At 46.1% G+C, this 19,990-nt stretch carries 16 protein-coding genes; 3 read left to right on the forward strand and 13 right to left on the reverse strand.

What is annotated here, in order from left to right:
* Positions 1–142: 142 nt before the first annotated feature.
* A complete protein-coding gene (locus tag NHH16_RS05815) occupies positions 143–2,125 on the reverse strand; it encodes a sodium-translocating pyrophosphatase (RefSeq protein WP_262068648.1) in 1,983 nt (660 codons plus the stop codon).
* Between the two features lie 238 nt (positions 2,126–2,363).
* Between NHH16_RS05815 and NHH16_RS05820 the strand changes: the two genes are divergently transcribed.
* Entirely contained in the window at positions 2,364–3,293 is a 930-nt protein-coding gene (locus NHH16_RS05820; protein ID WP_262068649.1) for a cation diffusion facilitator family transporter, read from the forward strand.
* A gap of 11 nt (positions 3,294–3,304) precedes the next feature.
* Here NHH16_RS05820 and truA (NHH16_RS05825) read toward each other — a convergent pair whose 3' ends face one another.
* The 9 genes from truA (NHH16_RS05825) to NHH16_RS05865 form a co-directional block, all read right to left on the reverse strand.
* Positions 3,305–4,048 carry a tRNA pseudouridine(38-40) synthase TruA gene (gene truA, locus NHH16_RS05825; RefSeq protein WP_262068650.1) on the reverse strand — a complete coding sequence of 248 codons (744 nt, stop codon included), beginning with the start codon at positions 4,046–4,048 and terminating at the stop codon, positions 3,305–3,307.
* Positions 4,049–4,058: 10 nt separating this feature from the next.
* Entirely contained in the window at positions 4,059–4,883 is an 825-nt protein-coding gene (locus tag NHH16_RS05830; protein ID WP_262068651.1) for an energy-coupling factor transporter transmembrane component T family protein, read from the reverse strand.
* A complete protein-coding gene (locus NHH16_RS05835) occupies positions 4,873–5,733 on the reverse strand; it encodes an energy-coupling factor transporter ATPase (RefSeq protein WP_262068652.1) in 861 nt (286 codons plus the stop codon). The genes NHH16_RS05830 and NHH16_RS05835 overlap by 11 nt, the downstream gene beginning before the upstream one ends.
* Complete coding sequence (locus NHH16_RS05840; RefSeq protein WP_262068653.1) at positions 5,718–6,572, reverse strand: energy-coupling factor transporter ATPase; 855 nt, start codon at positions 6,570–6,572, stop codon at positions 5,718–5,720. The genes NHH16_RS05835 and NHH16_RS05840 overlap by 16 nt, the downstream gene beginning before the upstream one ends.
* 23 nt (positions 6,573–6,595) lie before the next feature.
* Complete coding sequence (locus tag NHH16_RS05845) at positions 6,596–7,114, reverse strand: peptidylprolyl isomerase (protein WP_262068654.1); 519 nt, start codon at positions 7,112–7,114, stop codon at positions 6,596–6,598.
* Positions 7,115–7,137: 23 nt separating this feature from the next.
* On the reverse strand, positions 7,138–10,371 hold the full coding sequence (gene carB / locus NHH16_RS05850; RefSeq protein WP_262068655.1) for a carbamoyl-phosphate synthase large subunit: 3,234 nt from the start codon (positions 10,369–10,371) through the stop codon (positions 7,138–7,140).
* A 130-nt stretch (positions 10,372–10,501) separates the two neighbouring features.
* Positions 10,502–12,883 carry a ribonucleoside triphosphate reductase gene (locus tag NHH16_RS05855; protein ID WP_262068656.1) on the reverse strand — a complete coding sequence of 794 codons (2,382 nt, stop codon included), beginning with the start codon at positions 12,881–12,883 and terminating at the stop codon, positions 10,502–10,504.
* A gap of 142 nt (positions 12,884–13,025) precedes the next feature.
* A complete protein-coding gene (locus tag NHH16_RS05860; RefSeq protein WP_262068657.1) occupies positions 13,026–13,718 on the reverse strand; it encodes an anaerobic ribonucleoside-triphosphate reductase activating protein in 693 nt (230 codons plus the stop codon).
* Positions 13,719–13,727: 9 nt separating this feature from the next.
* A complete protein-coding gene (locus tag NHH16_RS05865; protein ID WP_262068658.1) occupies positions 13,728–14,264 on the reverse strand; it encodes an HD domain-containing protein in 537 nt (178 codons plus the stop codon).
* 150 nt (positions 14,265–14,414) lie between these two features.
* Between NHH16_RS05865 and NHH16_RS05870 the strand changes: the two genes are divergently transcribed.
* Together NHH16_RS05870 and NHH16_RS05875 are read left to right on the forward strand one after the other, a co-directional pair.
* Positions 14,415–15,149, forward strand: a complete 735-nt coding sequence (locus NHH16_RS05870) for an SDR family NAD(P)-dependent oxidoreductase (protein ID WP_262068659.1) — start codon at positions 14,415–14,417, stop codon at positions 15,147–15,149.
* Entirely contained in the window at positions 15,146–17,701 is a 2,556-nt protein-coding gene (locus NHH16_RS05875; protein ID WP_262068660.1) for a translation factor GTPase family protein, read from the forward strand. Before NHH16_RS05870 ends, NHH16_RS05875 begins: the two co-directional genes overlap by 4 nt.
* A gap of 47 nt (positions 17,702–17,748) precedes the next feature.
* Here NHH16_RS05875 and NHH16_RS05880 read toward each other — a convergent pair whose 3' ends face one another.
* The 3 genes from NHH16_RS05880 to NHH16_RS05890 are packed head-to-tail and all read right to left on the reverse strand — an operon-like array spanning position 17,749 to position 19,878.
* Positions 17,749–18,504 carry an exodeoxyribonuclease III gene (locus NHH16_RS05880; protein ID WP_262068661.1) on the reverse strand — a complete coding sequence of 252 codons (756 nt, stop codon included), beginning with the start codon at positions 18,502–18,504 and terminating at the stop codon, positions 17,749–17,751.
* A gap of 14 nt (positions 18,505–18,518) precedes the next feature.
* A complete protein-coding gene (truA, locus tag NHH16_RS05885; RefSeq protein WP_262068662.1) occupies positions 18,519–19,253 on the reverse strand; it encodes a tRNA pseudouridine(38-40) synthase TruA in 735 nt (244 codons plus the stop codon).
* A gap of 16 nt (positions 19,254–19,269) precedes the next feature.
* On the reverse strand, positions 19,270–19,878 hold the full coding sequence (locus NHH16_RS05890; protein WP_262068663.1) for an ECF transporter S component: 609 nt from the start codon (positions 19,876–19,878) through the stop codon (positions 19,270–19,272).
* Positions 19,879–19,990: the final 112 nt, after the last annotated feature.

Raw genomic sequence — 19,990 nt, forward strand, 5'->3', positions numbered from 1 at the left:
AATGTCACTTCAATGTCAACTTCAATATCACTTCAAACAAACTTCAATATCACTTCAATGTCACTTCAAACAAGCACCAAAAAAGAGCCGCGTTCTTGGGATTTTCTCCTAAGGACGTGGCTCTTTTTTCCCTATTCAGTTGTTATAATAGGCCACCAATAGCTACAAAGAGTGGCGCAAAGACTAATGATACAATCGTCATCAGCTTAATGAGGATATTGATAGAAGGCCCTGAAGTATCTTTAAAGGGATCACCAACTGTGTCGCCCACCACGGCGGCTTTATGGGTTTCGCTTCCCTTGCCACCATAATTATCCTCTTCGATATACTTTTTAGCGTTATCCCAGGCACCACCTGAATTGGACATAAAGATGGCCATTAATACACCCGTTACTAGGGTGCCTGCTAGCAGACCACCAAGGGCTTCCGTACCTAAGACGATACCGACTAAAAGCGGGGCTACCACGGCGATCACACCAGGTACTATCATTTCCTTTAAGGCGGCATTGGTAGAGATCGTTACGCAAGAAGCGTAGTCCGGTTTCTCGGTTCCTTTCATAATACCAGGCATCTCTCGGAACTGGCGGCGAACCTCGCCAATCATCTGGTTAGCCGCTTTTGATACCGAATCCATCGTATAGGCGGAGAAAAGGAATGGCAGCATACCGCCGATTAGTAGGCCAATTACTACTTTTACATCTAGGATATCGATCTTGGTAAGTCCTACTGCTTCTGAGTAAGAAACAAAAAGAGCTAAGGCCGTTAACGCAGCCGAGCCAATGGCAAATCCTTTACCAATAGCAGCTGTCGTATTACCAACGGCATCCAATTTATCCGTTATCTCCCGTACGCTTTTATCAAGACCAGCCATCTCCGCAATCCCACCGGCATTATCGGCAATCGGACCGTATGTATCAACGGCGATGGTAATCGCTGCTGTGGAGAGCATACCAACGGCTGCTAGAGCAATACCATAAAGGCCCGTCGCTAAGTTGGCGACGAAGATACCGCCGCAGATAAGCACAATCGGAAGGGCCGTAGAGCGCATACCCACAGCAAGACCGCTAATAATCGTGGTAGCGGCTCCCGTTTGGGACTGCTCAGAAATCTTCTTCACATAGCGATACTCAGAAGAAGTGTAGACTTCTGTTACTACACCGATTAGAAGACCGGCCGCCAAACCAGCAATAACAGCAATCGCTGCACCAAAATCACCAAATAAGTAATTGCTAAAGATAAGCGCTACCACCACTACTAGACCACTGGACACATAAGTCCCGATTTTAAGGGCTTTATGAGGATCACTGCCTTCTTTTCCTTTTACAAAAAAGGTAGCGATAATCGAAGCTAATAAACCAAGACTCGCAATGATTAACGGAAATAGCACGCCTTCTTCTTTATAAAATAGCAAACCAAGGGTCACTGCAGAGACGATGGACCCTACATAGGACTCGAATAAATCGGCACCCATTCCCGCTACGTCACCCACGTTATCGCCCACGTTATCCGCGATAACGGCAGGGTTTCTCGGGTCGTCTTCCGGAATTCCCGCTTCCACCTTACCCACGAGATCTGCACCCACATCGGCCGCTTTCGTATAAATACCGCCACCGACTCTGGCAAACAGGGCAATCGACGAGGCCCCTAGGCTAAAGCCTGATAATACCTCCGGATTACCCGTAATATAATAGATTACGCTAACACCGATAACGCCTAAACCGGCTACACACATGCCCATAACCGCTCCGCCGTTAAAGGCTACCGAAAGCGCTCTATTCATTCCGCTAAGACGAGCGGCATTGGCCGTTCTCACATTGGCGCGCACCGCAATCTGCATCCCAACATAACCGGCAACAGTAGAAAATAGAGCACCGCAAACAAAACAGATCGCCGTCACGATACTACCGATACCTAGCCAAATGGCGAAGAAAAGCACAATCACAAACACCACCAGAATTTTGTACTCTGCTCGCAAAAAAGCACTTGCACCTTCTCGTATCGCTCGCGCGATCACTCTCATTTGTTCCAGCCCGGCATCTTCCCTCATTACCTTTGCCGCCAAATAAGCAGCAAAAATAAGGGCAAGAATCCCAATCACTGGAACCATTGTCCATAATACATTCATTTTTCAAACCTCCCAAAGTCTTTAAATATGATGTTAAATTTATACTATCATATATTTTCGACTTTGTAATTTATTTTCTGAAATATTCTATCTTTTTGTGCAATTTGTCAGAAATTTTTGTTTTAAATTTAACAAAAAAATTATATTCTGTTAATTGCTTATCTCTATCTAATACCGTATTCTTAAGATAATAATGACTGTTCTTTTACTATTTTACTATAAGAAACGAGGTGTAAATATGCGTACCGAACTGAGTACCGAGACGTGTCTAAAAAAGGTTTCTCTTGTGGATCTTGCTGGTAATGTCTTTCTTACCATTATTAAATTTGCGGCCGGAACCCTAGCTAATTCAGCGGCTTTACTCTCCGATGCCGTCCACTCTGCTTCCGATGTTTTTAGCACCTTAGTTATGTATGTAGGGGTAAAAGTCTCTACCAAAGAGCCTAACAAAAAATACCCCTACGGATACGGTAAGCTCGAGAGTGTAACCGCCATTATCATGTCCATGATTCTCTTTAGTGCCGGTGCCGGGATTGGCATAAGTGGCATTCAGAAGATTATGGCCGGTAATAGTGACAATTTGACAACACCGGGAGTCTTTGCCCTAATTGTTGCCCTCCTTTCGGTGGCCATAAAAGAAGGAATGTTTTGGTATATCTATCGCTTCGGGAAAAGTGTTAACTCCCAGGCCATGCTAGCAGAAGCTTGGCATCAGCGTACCGATGCTTTAGCCTCTATCGGCAGTGTGGTCGGTATCTTAGGAGCCAGACTGGGCTTTCCTCTTCTTGACCCCCTAGCGGCCATCATTATCGCCGTCTTTATCCTTAAAACCGCTCTTTCTATCTTCGCCGAGGCGGTAAATAAGATTATCGACCGAGCCATCGATGATGAGTTAAAGGGCCAGATTAAGCAGATAATAATCTCCGTTGAAGGCGTCTTAGCCGTTCACTCGGTGCGTGGCAAATATACAGCCGATTCCATCCGGGTCGATGCCGGCTTCTATATTAATAGCGAAATGACCGTCGCCGAAGCCACGGAAATCAAAGAATGTGTAAAATATAAGCTTTTGGAAGAAATTCCTACTATCTCCTACTGTATGATAAACGCTTATCCCATGAAAAATAGCGCCGCCAATCGCAAGGCCGCGCTAAAAAAGAAGCTTGATTAATCTTTCAGTAACTATTCTTCATCATAACGAATCTCTAATAATGTCAAACCACAGGCCGGCGCCGTTAGCCGGTCTTTTGTACGCTCTCGGTTCTCGAGAATCTCCTTTACCTTTTCCGGTCCATAGAACCCTCTGCCAACCCGGATTAATACGCCAGCAATCATTCTCACCATATTGTACAAAAAGCCGTCGCCGGTGATCGTCAGCACAATTTCCTCTCCTACCTTTTCTAGCTCTAAGGCAGTTATGGTGCGTACCCCGCTTAACACCTCGCTTTTAATATTCGAAAAGCCGGTAAAATCATGGGTTCCCAGAAGATAACTACTAGCTTCTTGCATATTATCGATCGCCAGAGGAAAAGAGACGTGAGCGGTATAAAGCCGCCGCAAGGGATCCTTTTCCTTAGTATTAAGAATCCGGTAGCGATACGTTTTCAAAATCTTATCCTGATAACGAGGATGCCAGTCATCTGGAACCGCTTCTGAATGCAACACCACGATATCCGCTGGTAGCTTCTGATTAATCGCATAAGAAAAGCGCTCCGCCGGAATGCTGGAGTTCGTGTCAAAAACAGCAATTTGTCCCGCCGCATGAACTCCTGAATCCGTTCGGCTAGCGCCGATTACTGCAACCTGCTCTCCCGTTAATTTAGTAAGCGCCTTGTTCAAAACCTCTTCAATTGTCAGAGCGTTTTTTTGAATCTGCCACCCTGCGTAATTCGTCCCATCGTAGGCAATCGTCAGCTTTATTCTCACCTTACTTCTCCTAAAAAATCCATATCTTAAAGGGCACGTAACGACCGATAAAGAAGACGGCAGTCACGTAAAAGATCATCACGCCATAGGCAAGATAATCTCTTTTTTTATAACGTAGCGGTTTCATCTTCGTCCGCCCTTCGCCGCCGTGATAACACCGGGCTTCCATTGCCATCGCCAGATCTGAGGCCCGGCGAAAAGCGGAAATGAAGAGAGGGACTAAGACCGGTACCATGGCCTTTGCCTTCTGAATGATATTGCCGCTCTCAAGGTCTGCACCCCGGGCGATTTGCGCCTTCATAATCTTATCCGTCTCCTCTAGGAGAATCGGAATAAAACGAAGAGCAATGGACATAATCATGGCCATTTCATGAACCGGTAGTTTGATTTTCTGTAACGGTTTAAACAGCTTTTCAATCCCATCTGTCAGTTCGTTGGGAGTGGTGGTAAACGTCATTAGCGAAGACCCTAAAATCAGATAGATAAGGCGCACCGCCATATAGACAGCATTTCTCAGGCCGCCGGCCGTAACGGTAAAGATCCACTTGCTAAACAAAACATCCCCTTCCCTTGTTAGGAAAAGGTTAAAGATAACCGTAATCATCAGCAACATCAGAATTGGTCGCAGTCCCTTCATAATGTAAGAGAAGGGAACTTTTGATAGTTTGATAATCGATACCAAGAAAATCGTGGCGACTACGTAGCCAGGGATGCTTTTAAATAAAAACAGAGAAATTAGGTACAAAAAAGTACACACCAGCTTAACCCGGGGGTCAAGGCGGTGCAAGATACTCCTTGCTGGATAATATTGACCAATAGTGATATCACGAATCATGGGTTTTCTCCAATGCCTTTATAATCTCTGCTGCCGCTTCCGAAACGGTGGTCGCCTCGGCGGATACACCGAAGCCTCGTTCCTGTAAATCATGCATAATATACGTAACCTGAGGCGCCGAAAGTCCAATCTCCTCTAATTCACGGTAATGGGTAAATACCTTTTTCGGGGTATCGTCAAAAAGTAACTTCCCCCTATTCATTACAATTAGACGCTGGGCATACTTAGCAATGTCCTCCATGCTGTGAGAAACCAGAATAACCGTAATCTGGCGTTCTCTTTGCAAATGGGCAATCTGTTCCAAGATATCGTCCCGACCAGCAGGGTCAAGACCGGCTGTTGGCTCGTCTAATATCAGTACCTCTGGCTCCATCGCTAGCACACCAGCAATGGCAGCTCGGCGCTTTTGTCCACCGGATAATTCAAAGGGTGACGCCTCATAGAACTCTTCGGCTAAGCCGGTTAAAGCGAGGGCAGCCTTGGCTCTTTCTAAAGCCTCCTCTTCCGTAAGCCCTTGATTCTTCGGACCAAAGCACACATCTTTTAAAACCGTCTCTTCAAAGAGCTGATGCTCCGGATACTGAAAAACCAATCCCACTTTATTCCGGAGGTTCTTAAAATTATAACCGTCTTTATATATATCTTCACCATCGACGAGAATCTTACCGCTGGTAGCCTTAATCAGGCCATTTAGATGCTGAATCAGCGTAGATTTACCAGAACCGGTATGACCGATAATCCCGATAAACTCGCCGCCGCCAATTTCAAAATTGATATCTCGCAGCGCTTGCTTTTCGTAAGCGGTGCCTTGGCTATATACATATTGAAGATTTTCTACTTTAATTTGCATAGCGCCTCCACCAATTCCTCTTTCTTCAGAATCCCTGCTGGGACTTTTAGCCCTGCCTCTTTAAGTTCGTGAGCTAAGAGCGTTGCTTGGGGTACGTCAAGACAGTATTTCTGCATATCTTCCACTCGTGAAAACACTTCCTTTGGCGTCCCTTCTAAAACCACTTTGCCTTCGCTCATCACAAAAAGCTTATCTGCATCTACCACTTCGTCCATATAGTGGGTGATAAGAATAACCGTAACACCTTTTTCCTGACGAAGCTTTAGCGCTGCCGCTAAGACTTCCCCTCGGCCAACTGGGTCTAGCATCGCTGTCGGTTCGTCTAAAACGATACACTGTGGTTCCATTGCCACCACGCCAGCGATAGCCACTCTTTGCTTCTGTCCACCGGAGAGCTTATTCGGGGATTGCTGGCGATACTCTAGCATCCCCACCGCTTTTAGGCTCTCTTCCACCCGTTTCCAGATTTCTTCGGTGGGAACACCAAGGTTCTCAGGGCCAAACCCTACATCTTCCTCTACCACCGTCCCGATAATCTGGTTGTCAGGGTTCTGAAAAACCATACCGGCGGATTTGCGTACATCCCAAAAGTGGGCATCTTCCTTAGTGTCGTAACCACCCACAAAGATAGTACCTCCAGTTGGAAAAAGAAGCGCGTTGATGTGCTTGGCAAAGGTTGATTTACCCGAACCATTGTGGCCTAAAACAGCGATAAACTGCCCTTTTTCCACTTCTATATTCACTTCGTCAAGGGCCCGAAAACTACCGATTTTGTTACCTTCTTCGTCTCGCTTATCGTAATCAAAAATCAGATTTTCGGTTCTAATCATCTCTGCCATCACCGCACTCCTCGTTTATACCTTTATGCTTTTTCTGGTTCCTCGTAAGTCTCACCAGCCGTATCTACAGTCATTTTCTTAATTACTTGATCCGTTACTGGGCGATCTTGCATTCCCGTTGGCGTCGCGGCAATCTTATCAATCACTTCAAGACCAGAGATAACCTTACCGAAAGCCGCATAAGCTCCGTCTAAGTGTGGTGAATTTTCATGCATAATAAAGAACTGAGAGCCGGCGGAATCTGGATGCATCGAGCGTGCCATGGAAAGCACTCCCTTTTCGTGTACTAGCTCATTGGCAAAGCCGTTCTGAGAGAACTCGCCTTTAATGGAGTAGCCTGGGCCACCGGTACCAACGCCATCTGGGTCTCCACCTTGAATCATAAAGCCACTGATAACCCGGTGGAAAATCAGACCATCATAAAAGCCCTTTTGTACTAAGGAAATAAAGTTTCTTACCGTGTTTGGAGCAATCTCTGGATAAAGCTCTGCTTTCATTACGTCGCCGTTTTCCATTTCAATCGTTACTACTGGATTTGTCATATTAACTACCTTCTTTCTTTTTATTATTTATTTTTAATTTCTTGATGGTACTCCTGCAGGGATTTCACCGTATCCGTACCATTCTTCTTAACGTAAGCGATACCTTCTGCGGCTGCTACAGCGGCTGCGAGCGTCGTCACATAAGCGACTTTTCCCTTAACTGCTGCCTTACGCAGATAACTATCGTCGTGAATACTTTCTTTTCCTGATGGCGAATTCACCACCAAGTCTATTTTACCATTTGTCAGCAAGTCTAAGATATTCGGGCGGCCTTCGTATAGCTTCTTCACCTTGTTCGCTTCCAAGCCGGCCTCATTAAGCATCTCACAAGTAGAGCCGGTGGCTACGATTGCAAATCCCGATTCCTTTAAGGTTCTTGCCATCTTTAGAACTTCATCCTTATCTTCCTTGTCCTTCTTATTAAGAGAGATTAGCACCGTTCCCGAAAGCGGTAGCATAGACTGGGTTGCCTCCTGGGCTTTAAAGAATGCTTCGCCGTAAGAATGTGAAAGACCTAGGACCTCACCGGTAGAGCGCATCTCTGGTCCTAAAAGAGGATCCACCTCTTGGAACATGTTAAACGGAAAGACCGCTTCTTTTACGCCGTAGTAAGGGATGTCTTTTTCTTTTAAATCCGCTACTGGTGATGGTTTCTTCGTAAACTCTGACGTCACAATCTCGATTGCTAGCGGCACCATCTGGATGTTACAAACCTTAGATACTAAAGGCACCGTCCGAGATGCTCGGGGATTGGCTTCTAATACATATACCTTACCGTTTTCGATGGCGTACTGCATATTCATCAGTCCCTTAACATGCATCTCTTCTGCAATCTTACGGGTATATTCTTTAATGGTTTTTACATTCTCTTCCGATATATGAAGGGAAGGGATAATACAAGCTGAGTCGCCGGAATGCACCCCTGCTAATTCAATATGCTCCATAACCGCTGGCACAAAGGCGTGCTCGCCGTCGCTAATCGCATCCGCTTCACACTCAAGAGCGTGAGCTAGGAAACGGTCGATGAGAATCGGACGATCTGGGGTCACACCTACCGCCGCCGCCATGTAGCTCTTTAAGCTTTCATCGTCATATACCACTTCCATGCCGCGACCACCGAGGACGTAGGAAGGACGCACCATTACTGGATAACCAATTTCTTTAGCAATTGCTAACGCTTCATCCACATTTACTGCCATTCCTGATTCCGGCATCGGAATCTCTAGCTTATCCATCATCTCTCTAAAGAGGTCACGGTCTTCTGCTAAGTCGATAACTGCTGGCGAGGTTCCTAAGATCTTCACCCCGTTAGCCTCTAATTCACCAGCGATATTAAGAGGTGTCTGGCCACCAAACTGAGCGATAACTCCGACCGGCTTCTCTTTATTATAGATACTTAAAACGTCTTCTACCGTTAAAGGTTCAAAGTACAGCTTATCAGAGGTATCGTAATCCGTGGATACCGTCTCTGGATTACAGTTGACGATAATCGTTTCAAAGCCTAACTTCTTTAAGGCTAGGGAAGCGTGAACACAGCAGTAATCGAACTCGATACCTTGGCCAATCCGGTTCGGACCACCACCTAAAATCATTACCTTGGGCTTACTATTACTAACTGGGTTCTGGTCGCTGCCGTTGTAAGTCGAATAGTAATAAGCGTTATCTTCTGTGCCGCTAACGTGAACGCCTTCCCATACCTCATTTACCCCAAGCGCTAGGCGCTTTTCCCGAATATCCTGCTCAGGAATTTCGAGAACTTCGCTTAAATATTTATCGGCAAAGCCGTTTTTCTTAGCACTAATGAGAGCTTCATCGGCTGGTAGCTGACCTTTCTGGGCGGCTAGCGCCTCTTCTTCTTTTACCAGTTCTTGCATCTGCTCGATAAAGTAAGCCTTGACCTTGGTAAGCTCGTGAATCTCGGCAACCGTTGCCCCTTTTCGCAAAGCTTCGTACATCACGAAGTGACGTTCGCTAGTTGGCTCATTTAACATCTGCAAAAGTTCTGTCTTCTGGCGGTCCCGGTAATCGTTTGCATTTCCCAAGCCATAACGGCCGTTTTCGAGAGAGCGAATCGCCTTTTGAAAGGCTTCTTTATAGGTCTTACCGATACTCATAACCTCACCCACCGCTCGCATCTGGGTGCCCAGCTTATCTTCTACGCCTTTGAATTTTTCAAAAGCCCAGCGAGCGAATTTGATCACTACGTAGTCGCCATCTGGTACGTATTTATCTAGCGTCCCGTATTTGCCACAAGGGATATCCTTAAGGGTTAAGCCACTCGCAAGCATGGCCGAAATAAGGGCAATCGGGAAGCCCGTTGCTTTTGAAGCCAAAGCTGATGAACGCGAAGTACGAGGGTTGATTTCAATAACGACAATTCGACCTGTATTTGGATCGTGGGCGAATTGAACGTTGGTACCGCCGATAACTTCTACCGATTCGACAATCTTATAGGCCTGTTCTTGTAAGCGCTTTTGTGTTGCTTCATCAATGGTCAGCATAGGCGCTGAGCAAAAAGAGTCTCCCGTATGTACTCCAAGAGGATCGATGTTTTCGATAAAGCAAACGGTAATCATATTGTTCTCGCTGTCCCGAACGATCTCTAACTCTAGCTCTTCCCAGCCAAGAATCGATTCTTCTACCAACACCTGGCCCACGAGACTGGCTTTTAAGCCGCGTTCGCACACCGTCTTAAGCTCCTCTTTGTTGTAGACGAGACCGCCACCAGCACCACCCATCGTATAGGCTGGACGCAGAACCACGGGATAGCTTAACTCTTCGGCAATGGCGAGAGCTTCTTCCACGGAATAGGCCACTTCACTTTTGGCCATCTCAATACCTAGCTTATCCATTTCCTTCTTAAACTCGACTCGGTCTTCGCCGCGTTCAATCGCATCTACCTGAACACCGATTACCTTTACCTCATATTTATCGAGGACGCCGGCTTTCGCTAGTTCCGAACAAAGATTAAGACCTGACTGTCCGCCTAGATTCGGCAATAAGGCGTCTGGTCTTTCCTTAGCGATAATCTGTTCTAATCTGGTAACATTAAGAGGCTCGATGTAGGTTACATCCGCGGTCTCAGGATCCGTCATAATCGTAGCCGGATTAGAGTTAACCAGGACAATTTCGTAACCTAAGTTTCTGAGTGCCTTACACGCCTGTGTTCCGGAATAGTCGAATTCACAAGCCTGTCCGATAATAATCGGACCCGAGCCGATTATCATTATTTTGTGGATATCTGTTCTTTTTGGCATATTTTTACCCTTTCTGCTTACACTTTACTCACCCTTTAGTATATCACAGAGCGAAATTCGAACCAACAAGAAGTTGCCTTTCTAGACGTAGAAAAGGCGCCCCAAATCGGGGCACCTTTTGGCAACATTTTTAGACAGTCACACTCTCAGCAAATTCTTTAATCTGTGAAGCGTTACTGTATTTGTTCATCTGGCCGTCTTTTACCACTACAAGAGTGGGCGCAGCCATAATCCGGAGACTCTTCGTTAAGTCTTTTTCCTCTTCCGCATCTATCGTTTGGTAACGGATACCAGCGCCGTCGAGGATTCCTCTCGCCGTCGCACAGTTCGGGCAAGTCTTAGTGGTAAAGAGATACGTTCCCTCTGCCAAAGTAGAAGCTTCTGTCTCTTTATTAGCACCTGCTTCTAGTAGCTTTTCACCGAAGATAACCTTCATATTGGCAGTATCTACTTTATAAGTCTTACGATCTTTATACTCCTGACTCTTACCATCGTTCCAGTTCTTAATCGGACGGTAATAGCCGGTAATCCGGCTGTAAACCTCTGCCGTCTCCCCACAATGTGGGCAAGTAAACACTTCACCGGCTAAGTAACCGTGATTCTTACACACAGAATACGTCGGTGACAGCGTATAGTAAGGTAGCTTATAATTCTCGGCAATCTTTCTAACAAGCGCTGCTGCCGACTTCCAAGATGGTAACTTCTCCCCTAAGAAGGCGTGGAAAACCGTTCCTGAAGTATAAAGGGTATGCAGTTCGTCCTGCAAGTCCAAGGCTTCAAAGACATCATCCGTATAGCCTACCGGCAAGTGAGAGCTGTTGGTATAGTACGGTGTATTATCCTTTTCGGCGGCGGTGATAATCTCTGGGTAGCGTTTCTTGTCATGCTTTGCAAAGCGGTACGTTGTAGATTCTGCCGGTGTCGCCTCTAAGTTAAAGAGCTCGCCGTATTCTTCTTGGTAATCCGCTAGACGCTCACGCATATGATTCAAGACTTCTTTACCGAATTCGTTGGTTTCTTTATGAGTGATATCCTTTCTCAGCCAGCTAGCGTTAAGGCCCACTTCGTTCATACCGATTAAGCCCACGGTAGAGAAATGGTTATCAAAGCTACCTAAGTAGCGTTTCGTATATGGATAAAGCCCTTCTTCTAAAAGCTTGGTAATAACCTGGCGCTTTACATGCAAGCTTCTTGCCGAAATATCCATCAGGCGGTCCAAGCGGTTGTAAAAGTCCTCTTTATTCGAAGCCTGGTACGCAATTCGCGGAAGGTTAATGGTAACCACACCGACGGATCCGGTACTTTCCCCACTACCAAAGAAGCCACCTGACTTTTTACGGAGTTCCCGTAAATCGAGACGCAAACGGCAGCACATACTGCGCACGTCGCTAGGCTCCATGTCGCTATTGATATAGTTAGAAAAATACGGAGTTCCGTATTTGGATGTCATTTCAAAAAGCATCCGGTTGTTTTCCGTATCCGACCAGTCAAAATCTGAAGTGATAGAATAGGTCGGGATAGGATACTGGAAGCCGCGGCCATTGGCATCGCCCTCGATCATAATCTCTAAGAAGGCTTTGTTGACCATATCCATCTCACGCTTACAATCGCCGTAGGTAAAGTCCATCTCTTTGCCACCGACAATAGCCGGTAAATTGGCTAGGTCACCTGGCACTGTCCAGTCTAGCGTGATATTGGAAAAAGGTGCCTGAGTGCCCCATCTTGATGGCATGTTAACGCCGTAAATAAAAGCCTCTAAAGCTTTCTTCGTCTCTTCATACGTTAAGTTATCCACTCTTACAAACGGTGCCAGATAAGTATCAAAGGAAGAGAACGCCTGGGCCCCTGCCCATTCATTCTGCATAATTCCTAAAAAGTTAACCATCTGATTGCAAAGAACGCCTAAGTGCTTCGCTGGCGCCGAGGTAATCTTGCCAACAATCCCTCCTAAGCCTTCGGTAATCAGCTGCTTAAGCGACCAGCCTGCACAGTAACCAGTCAGCATCGAAAGATCATGGATATGAATATCCGCATCGCGATGCGCTTGGCCAATTTCGTCATCATAAATCTCCGTCAACCAGTAATTCGCTGTAATCGCTCCTGAATTGCTAAGAACGAGCCCCCCTACAGAATAGGTAACGGTAGAATTCTCCTTCACCCGCCAATCCATAACATTAACGTAGCTATTAACAATCTCTTTATAATCAAGCATGGTCGTATTCAGATTACGAATCTTTTCGCGCTGCTTACGATACAGAATGTATCCTTTGGCGACGTCTGAATACCCCGTCTTAATTAATACATTCTCCACGCTGTCCTGAACATCCTCAACGGCAACCAAGGAATCGTTAACCTTTGGCGCAAAATCCGCCGTTACTTTTAGGGCTAACAAATCGATAATGTCCTGGTTATACTCCTTCTCTTGTGCGTCGAAGGCCTTCGCAATCGCCGCGGCAATCTTCGCAATGTTAAATTCCGTAACTTTTCCGTCACGTTTTACTACTTGATACATATGAATCCCCCTTTCAAATATTAAAATTCGCTGTAGGGCTATCGTATCATAACCTTTAGTAAAAATCAATAAAAAATACAACATGTTGTAAGCATAATTATGCATCATTACAACATGTTGTGTTGTTCTTCTCTCTCTATTTTTACAAACCGCGTAATTTCGCGACTTCTACCTCGCTGGCCACAATATCTAGGGCTTGCTTCATTATCTTCTCATCATAGCTGTGGTAACCAGAGACAATCATGTCCTCTGAAGAGACGTATTGTTGTAAATAATAAGCCTTTGCCCCTTTAATCAAGCGAGCTATTTCCACAAAATCCGCCTTCGTATGAAACTCCTGAACCACCGTCGTCCGGAACTCATAATCCACCTCAGAGTTCATAATTATACGAATGCTTTTTTCAATCGCCGCGGTGTTATAGTCAGGAACGCCAATCGTCTCTGCATATTTAATCGGAGAATTTTTTATATCCATGGCCACGTAGTCCACTAGCTTCTCTTCAAGAAGCTGAGAGAGCATCTTGGGAAAGCTGCCGTTGGTATCTAATTTTACCAGAAATCCCAGCTGGCGAATTTTCTGAATGAATTCTTTAATGTCTTGATGGACAAGGGGCTCACCCCCAGTCACACAAACGCCGTCCAGAATTCCTTGCCGCTTTTTCAAAAAAGCAAAAAACTCCTCTTCAGGAATCTTCTTATACTGATGGGTCCCAATCACTAGAGAAGCGTTGTGACAAAAAGGACAGCGAAAATTACAGCCCGAGGTAAAAACCGTACAAGCCACCTTCCCTGGATAATCTAGTAGCGTGGTCTTTTGTAATCCTTGTATAACCATCTCATCCCCCTACCCAAAATTCTTTTCTACTAATTCACAGTATTCCTGGTAAGCCTTTTCGTGTTCGAAGGTATCGGCAAGAGCATCCCGTACCCCTTTATAATACCAACCGATGGTCTGTTTATCCTTCATCCGAAAGCGGGTCCATAGCTCTTCTTTGATAACCGGATAATCTCGGTTAATGTCCCGCATATTTGATAACTTATCCGCTAGCCCAATCATCTTCACTTCAATAGGAGCGTGTCGCATATGCTCAATCGTCGCGGTCTTACGCTCAAGCCAGGACTTTGACTTATCCTCGCTTTCTTGCGCGACGATACTCGCCACCCGACTGCCAAACTGCTCCTCGAGAATATCCTCGGTAACCGCCTCACAGTCTTCTATCGTATCGTGTAAAATAGCCGCCGCAATCACCTCCTCGTCATCCGTCATCGTTGCCACGATGTCCCCTACTTCCACCGGATGCACGATATAAGGTCTACTTGTACCCTTCCGCAACTGTCCTGCATGAGCTTTCGTCGCAAATTCAATCGCTTTATCGACCATTCTCGCTCTTCTCCTTCCACTACTAGCCAACCCTTACCTTAAAAGGGTAACAAAATTACGGGAATAAGTCCACCGTATTTTCCCCCTTACATTGACAAGCTTTCAAAATATATAGTACCCTTACCTAAAGACACAGAAAGGATGCGGATTATGAATAAAAAAGTCGCCTTAATAACCGGCTCCTCTAGGGGAATCGGGGAAGAGATCGTTCTACTTCTCGCAGAAAATAACTATCACGTAATTATAAATTGCAAAACCTCTGCTGCCGAACTAAACGCGGTAGCAGCGAAAATAGAAAGCCTTCCCGGTGCCACCTGGGAAAGCTATTTGGCTGACGTCGGCGACCCTGCCGCCGTTAAAGAAATGTTCACCCAAATAAATGCGCGTCACCAGAAAGTGGATCTCCTGGTCAATAACGCCGGTATTAGTCACTTAGGGCTCTTATCGGAAATGACAGATGAGGAGTGGGATACGCTTCTTCGCACCAACCTTTCTTCGGTCTTCTACTGCTGCCGTGAGGTGATCCCCCAAATGGTACATAGTAAAGCCGGAAGAATATTGAACATCTCTTCCATCTGGGGACTAGTGGGTGCTTCTTGTGAGGTCGCTTACTCCGCTTCTAAGGCCGGCGTCGATGGTCTTACGAAAGCCTTGGCCAAAGAATTAGCCCCTTGTAACATCCAGGTGAACGCTCTTAGTCTAGGAGTTATCGAGACCAAGATGAATGCCACCTTTAACGAGGAAGAACGCCAGGTGCTCATGGACGAGATCCCCTCTGGCCGCTTCGGCACCTCTAAAGAAGCCGCCCAGATGGCTTACCATATCCTTACCTCGCCAACTTACCTAACTGGCCAGGTTATCAATATGGACGGGGGACTTTTATGAAAAAAATCAGTATCGGTATTCTAGCCCACGTCGATGCCGGGAAAACCACCCTTTCAGAAGCGCTTCTCTACTTTGGTGGTAACCTGAAAGCCATCGGCCGCGTGGATAATAAAGATGCCTTCCTCGATACCTTTCACCTTGAAAAGGAACGGGGAATTACCATCTTTTCTAAACAGGCCAAAATAACTACCGAGCACATAGAGATAACTCTTATAGATACCCCAGGGCACGTTGACTTTTCTACTGAGATGGAGCGCACACTTCAAGTTCTCGACTACGCCGTCCTCGTCATTAGCGGCGCCGACGGTCTACAGGGACATACTTTAACGCTATATAAGCTCTTAGAAACGTATCGGATCCCCACCTTTCTCTTCGTTAATAAGATGGACCAAGCGGGAACGGATAAGCAGCTGCGCCTAGAAGAGCTTAAAAACCAATGGGGCTCTGAGGTTATCGACTTTACGCTCACCACTTCCCCTGAATTCTACGAAGAAATCGCCCTCTGCGGCGAACATTTATTAGATCAGTTTCTCGAAACCGCAGCAATAAGCCCTGTAGATATCGGCAAAGCCATTGCCGCTCGTCGCATCTTTCCTTGCTATTTTGGCTCTGCCCTGGGACTTGTGGGAGTGGCAGAACTACTTAAGGGACTAGAGACATACGCACTCATGAGAGCGTATCCTAAAGAATTCGGCGCTAGGGTATTTAAAATCACCCGGGATGAAAAAGGCGGGCGCTTAACTCATCTCAAGATTACCGGTGGATGCCTGCGCGTAAAGGACGTACTCCCTACCACCACCGAAAAGGTCAATCAGATTCGCCAATACTCCGGTGAAAAGTATCTGGTGCGGGACGTTGTCGTAGCAGGCGACATCTGTGCCGTAACCGGCCCAGAAAAAACATTCGCAGGACAAGGCCTAGGGCGGGAACAGCGCTTAGAAAAGCCTCTACTAGCCCCTGTCTTAACGTATCAGATGGTCATCCCCGACGGCCTCTCCGTCCACGAGTTACTGCCCAGGTTACAGCCCTTTGCTGAAGAGGACCCTTCCCTTAAGATTACCTTTAGCGAACAATTGCAAAGCATCCAAGTCCAGATTATGGGTGAGGTGCAGTTGCAAATTGTAAAGCAGCTAATTAAAGACCGCCTAAGTATAGATGTGGACTTTATCAGCAGCCAAATTATTTATAAAGAAACGATTGCTGACACGGTCTACGGCGTCGGTCATTTTGAACCCTTACGCCACTACGCCGAGGTGCAGTTGCTTCTAGAACCCGGCCCTCCTGGTAGCGGTATGATATATGAGAACGCCTGTAGCGAAGACCTCTTAGCCCCTCACTACCAGCGACAGATTATGAAGCATCTTGAAGAAAAGACCCCTGTGGGTGTCCTCTGGGGGGCCGAGGTTACCGATTTAAAGGTCACGCTCATAGCTGGCAAGGCGCACCCAAAGCATACCGAGGGTGGTGACTTTCGTGAAGCCACTTACCGGGCGCTGCGCCAAGGGCTCATGGAGGCCAGTAGTCTTCTTCTAGAGCCCTATTATGAATTCCAAATCGAAGTACCACTGGCGTCCATTGGCCGGGTGATTGCAGAGATCGAAAAAAGAAACGGCAGCTTTACCGGTCCCGAAATCACAGAGGATATCGGCGCGTTTTGGGGCCGCGCCCCTGTCCAGATGATGACGGACTTTTCCCAGGAGTTCACCTCCTTTACCAAGGGCTTGGGCAAATTCTTCTGTACGCTAAAAGGATACGAGCCTTGCCACAATCAGGAAGAGGTTCTAAAGGCTAGCACGTATTCTCCTGAGCGAGACTTAGAAAATCCTACTGGCTCCGTTTTCTGTAGCCACGGTGCCGGCTTTACCGTTCCCTGGGATCAGGTAAAAGAGCACATGCACCTACCGGCATATGAGAAAAAAACCGCGGTCGCCCTCTCAGAAGAAACCTCTCCCACAAGCCGAACTACTGACGAACTGGTAATTGGTACTGAGGAAATCGAAGCCATTATTTCCCGCACCTCTGGCGCTAACAAGAAAAGCGACACTGGGCGAAAGATAAAAAAACGAGAACCACTCCCTACGGTAAAGCGAGTAATCAAAGCTCCGAAAAAGCTAGATGCCTATCTTTTGGTAGACGGCTACAACGTCATCTATTCCTGGGACGATTTAAAAGCCCTAGCCGCTACTGACATTGGGGCAGCCAGAGATAAACTATTAGATATTCTCTGTAACTATCAGGCGATTAAAGGATGGCAAATAATTGTGGTTTTCGATGCCTACCGAGTAGCTGGTGGTCAGGTTCGGGAAATGGATTACCACAACCTGCACGTAGTCTATACAAAGGAAGCGGAAACTGCGGATGCTTATATTGAGCGTTTCGCCCACACCAATAAAAAGAAATACGATATCACCGTCGCCACCTCCGATGCTATGGAGCAGCTGATTATCCGCGGCGCTGACGCAAAGCTTCTCTCATCGCGAGAACTGGCACTAGACGTTTTGAAAGTGAATCAGGAAATACTAGAGGACTATCAAAACGGCGAAAAGCACTAGAACCCCTCTTAAAGGCTCTAGTGCTTTTCTAGTCTTTATAAACTGCTTTATAAACTGATATCCAGTTCCACTGGACAGTGATCGGAACCAAGTACTTCCGTGTGAATCTTCGCATCGAGTAGCTTATCCTTTAAGCTTTCCGATACCATAAAGTAGTCAATTCTCCACCCAGCGTTATTCTTACGGGCGTTAAAGCGGTATGACCACCAAGAATAGACGCCTTCCGTCTCCGGATAGAAGTAACGAAAAGTATCAATAAAACCAGATGATTTTAAGATTCTGAACTTATCCCGTTCTTCATCGGTAAAACCAGCGTTCTTTCGGTTGTTCTTAGGGTTCTTCAAATCGATTTCTTCAGCCGCCACATTTAAGTCGCCGCAGAAGATCACCGGTTTCTTCTTTTCTAGATCTTTTAGATAGGCTAGGAAATCATCTTCCCACTGCATCCGGTAATCCAGGCGCTTAAGCTCCGTTTGCGAGTTAGGCGTATACACGGTGACGAAATAATATTCTTCATATTCTAAGGTAATTACCCGGCCCTCGGTATCGTGCTCCGGTATGCCGATTCCCTTGGTAATACTTAGCGGCTCTTTCTTTGCAAAAATCGCCGTTCCCGAATACCCCTTTTTCTCGGCATAATTCCAGTACTGAAAATAACCGGGAAGCTCTAATTCAATCTGTCCTGCTTGTAGCTTCGTTTCCTGCAGACAAAAGATATCGGCATCTATTTCTTCAAAATACTCCTGAAAACCTTTGCCAACTGCAGCTCTAATCCCATTCACATTCCATGAAATAAATCTCATCCGGCAACCTCCTTCTAGTAATATACTTTTCGTAAAAACAACCCCCGCGGCGGTGTCAAAAAACCTGCCGTCTGACGGTCCTTGCTTGCCAAAATCCGTTTCATATCGCTGGCCTTTCGCTTACCGGCGCCAACTTCTAAGAGAGTACCGGTGATAATCCGCACCATATGGTACAAAAATCCCGATCCATAGTAGGTAATTCGCACCTTTTCGCCGTTGCTAATGATTTTGATCTTGAGAATCTTACGTACCATATCCTTATCTTCTTTGCTATCGGTAAAGCTAGCAAAGTTTTTCGTACCTAGCAGATAATTGCTGGCTTCCTTCATAGCTTCAATATCCAACTTTTCCGGGTAGTGGAAGCAGTATCTCCGGGAGAAAACATCTGGTTTTTCCCGGCAATCTATATAATACTCGTATTTCTTGGCCTTGGCATTCTTCCGGGCATGAAACCCATTACGGACTAGTTCTACATCCACAATCCGAATATCCTCCGGCAAGGAACCGTTGATGGTACTTTTTAGCTCTTCCACATCGTAGAGCTTAGAAAGCTGGACGCTAGCTACTTGCCCCCTGGCATGCACACCAGCATCCGTACGCCCTGAGCCTTGCACCCGGACGCGGTATCCCACCATATTACCGATACTGCGCTCTAAGATATACTGAATCGTATTATCGGTGTTTGCTTGGCGCTGCCATCCCTGATAGCGGCTGCCATCGTAAGAAATGGTTAATTTGTATGTTCTCATATATCATCACCTATTATTAGCTGTTCTTATTTAAAAATCTCCGAAGCGGTACGCATACCGCACTACAGATAATGACGGCTGCCACTATCTCTAATAAACCGTTGGTCGCCACCACTGCCATAAAAATGCTTTTAACCGAATCGATGATACTCATCTCATCAAAAAACATAAAGTATAGGCACCCTAGTACCATAATCGTGTGTAGTGCCGTAGAAATCGCCGCGCTAAGAGCAATCGCAACAAAGTCTTTCTTAATGATCTTCTCAAAAAAGAGAAGTAAAAAGTAAGGAATCACTCCCAACAACACCCGGGGAACAATACACATAACAATCGATTGCACCGGCATCCCGCTAGCGGCTGGGGTAAACATTAAATCTACAGGCGTAACCCCTCTAAAGGTCGCATTAAGCATAGATAGTATACCGAAAGTCAAACCTAAGAATGCACCATTTTTAGGTCCCATAGTTATCGAACCGATAATCACGGGAATGTGCAAAATCGTAATCGATACGGCACCTATCGGGATCAATCCCAAATTGGTGATTGTCAGTATTGCCAAAATCGCAATAAGAAGTGCCAACTGTGTCATCTGCGTGATCTGTGTCTTTTGTTTCGCGTTATTCATTTTTCTTTCCTCCAAAGTTTTTGCTCTCCGCAACCGGAGATGCATGACTAATGTTACTCTCGGATTATAGCGTAATAACGCAGAAATAGCAAGGCGCTTGCCTTGCTACTTC

The organism is Ohessyouella blattaphilus (assembly GCF_024721265.1).
In the GTDB taxonomy this organism is placed as follows: Bacteria; Bacillota; Clostridia; order Lachnospirales; family Lachnospiraceae; genus Aequitasia; species Aequitasia blattaphilus_A.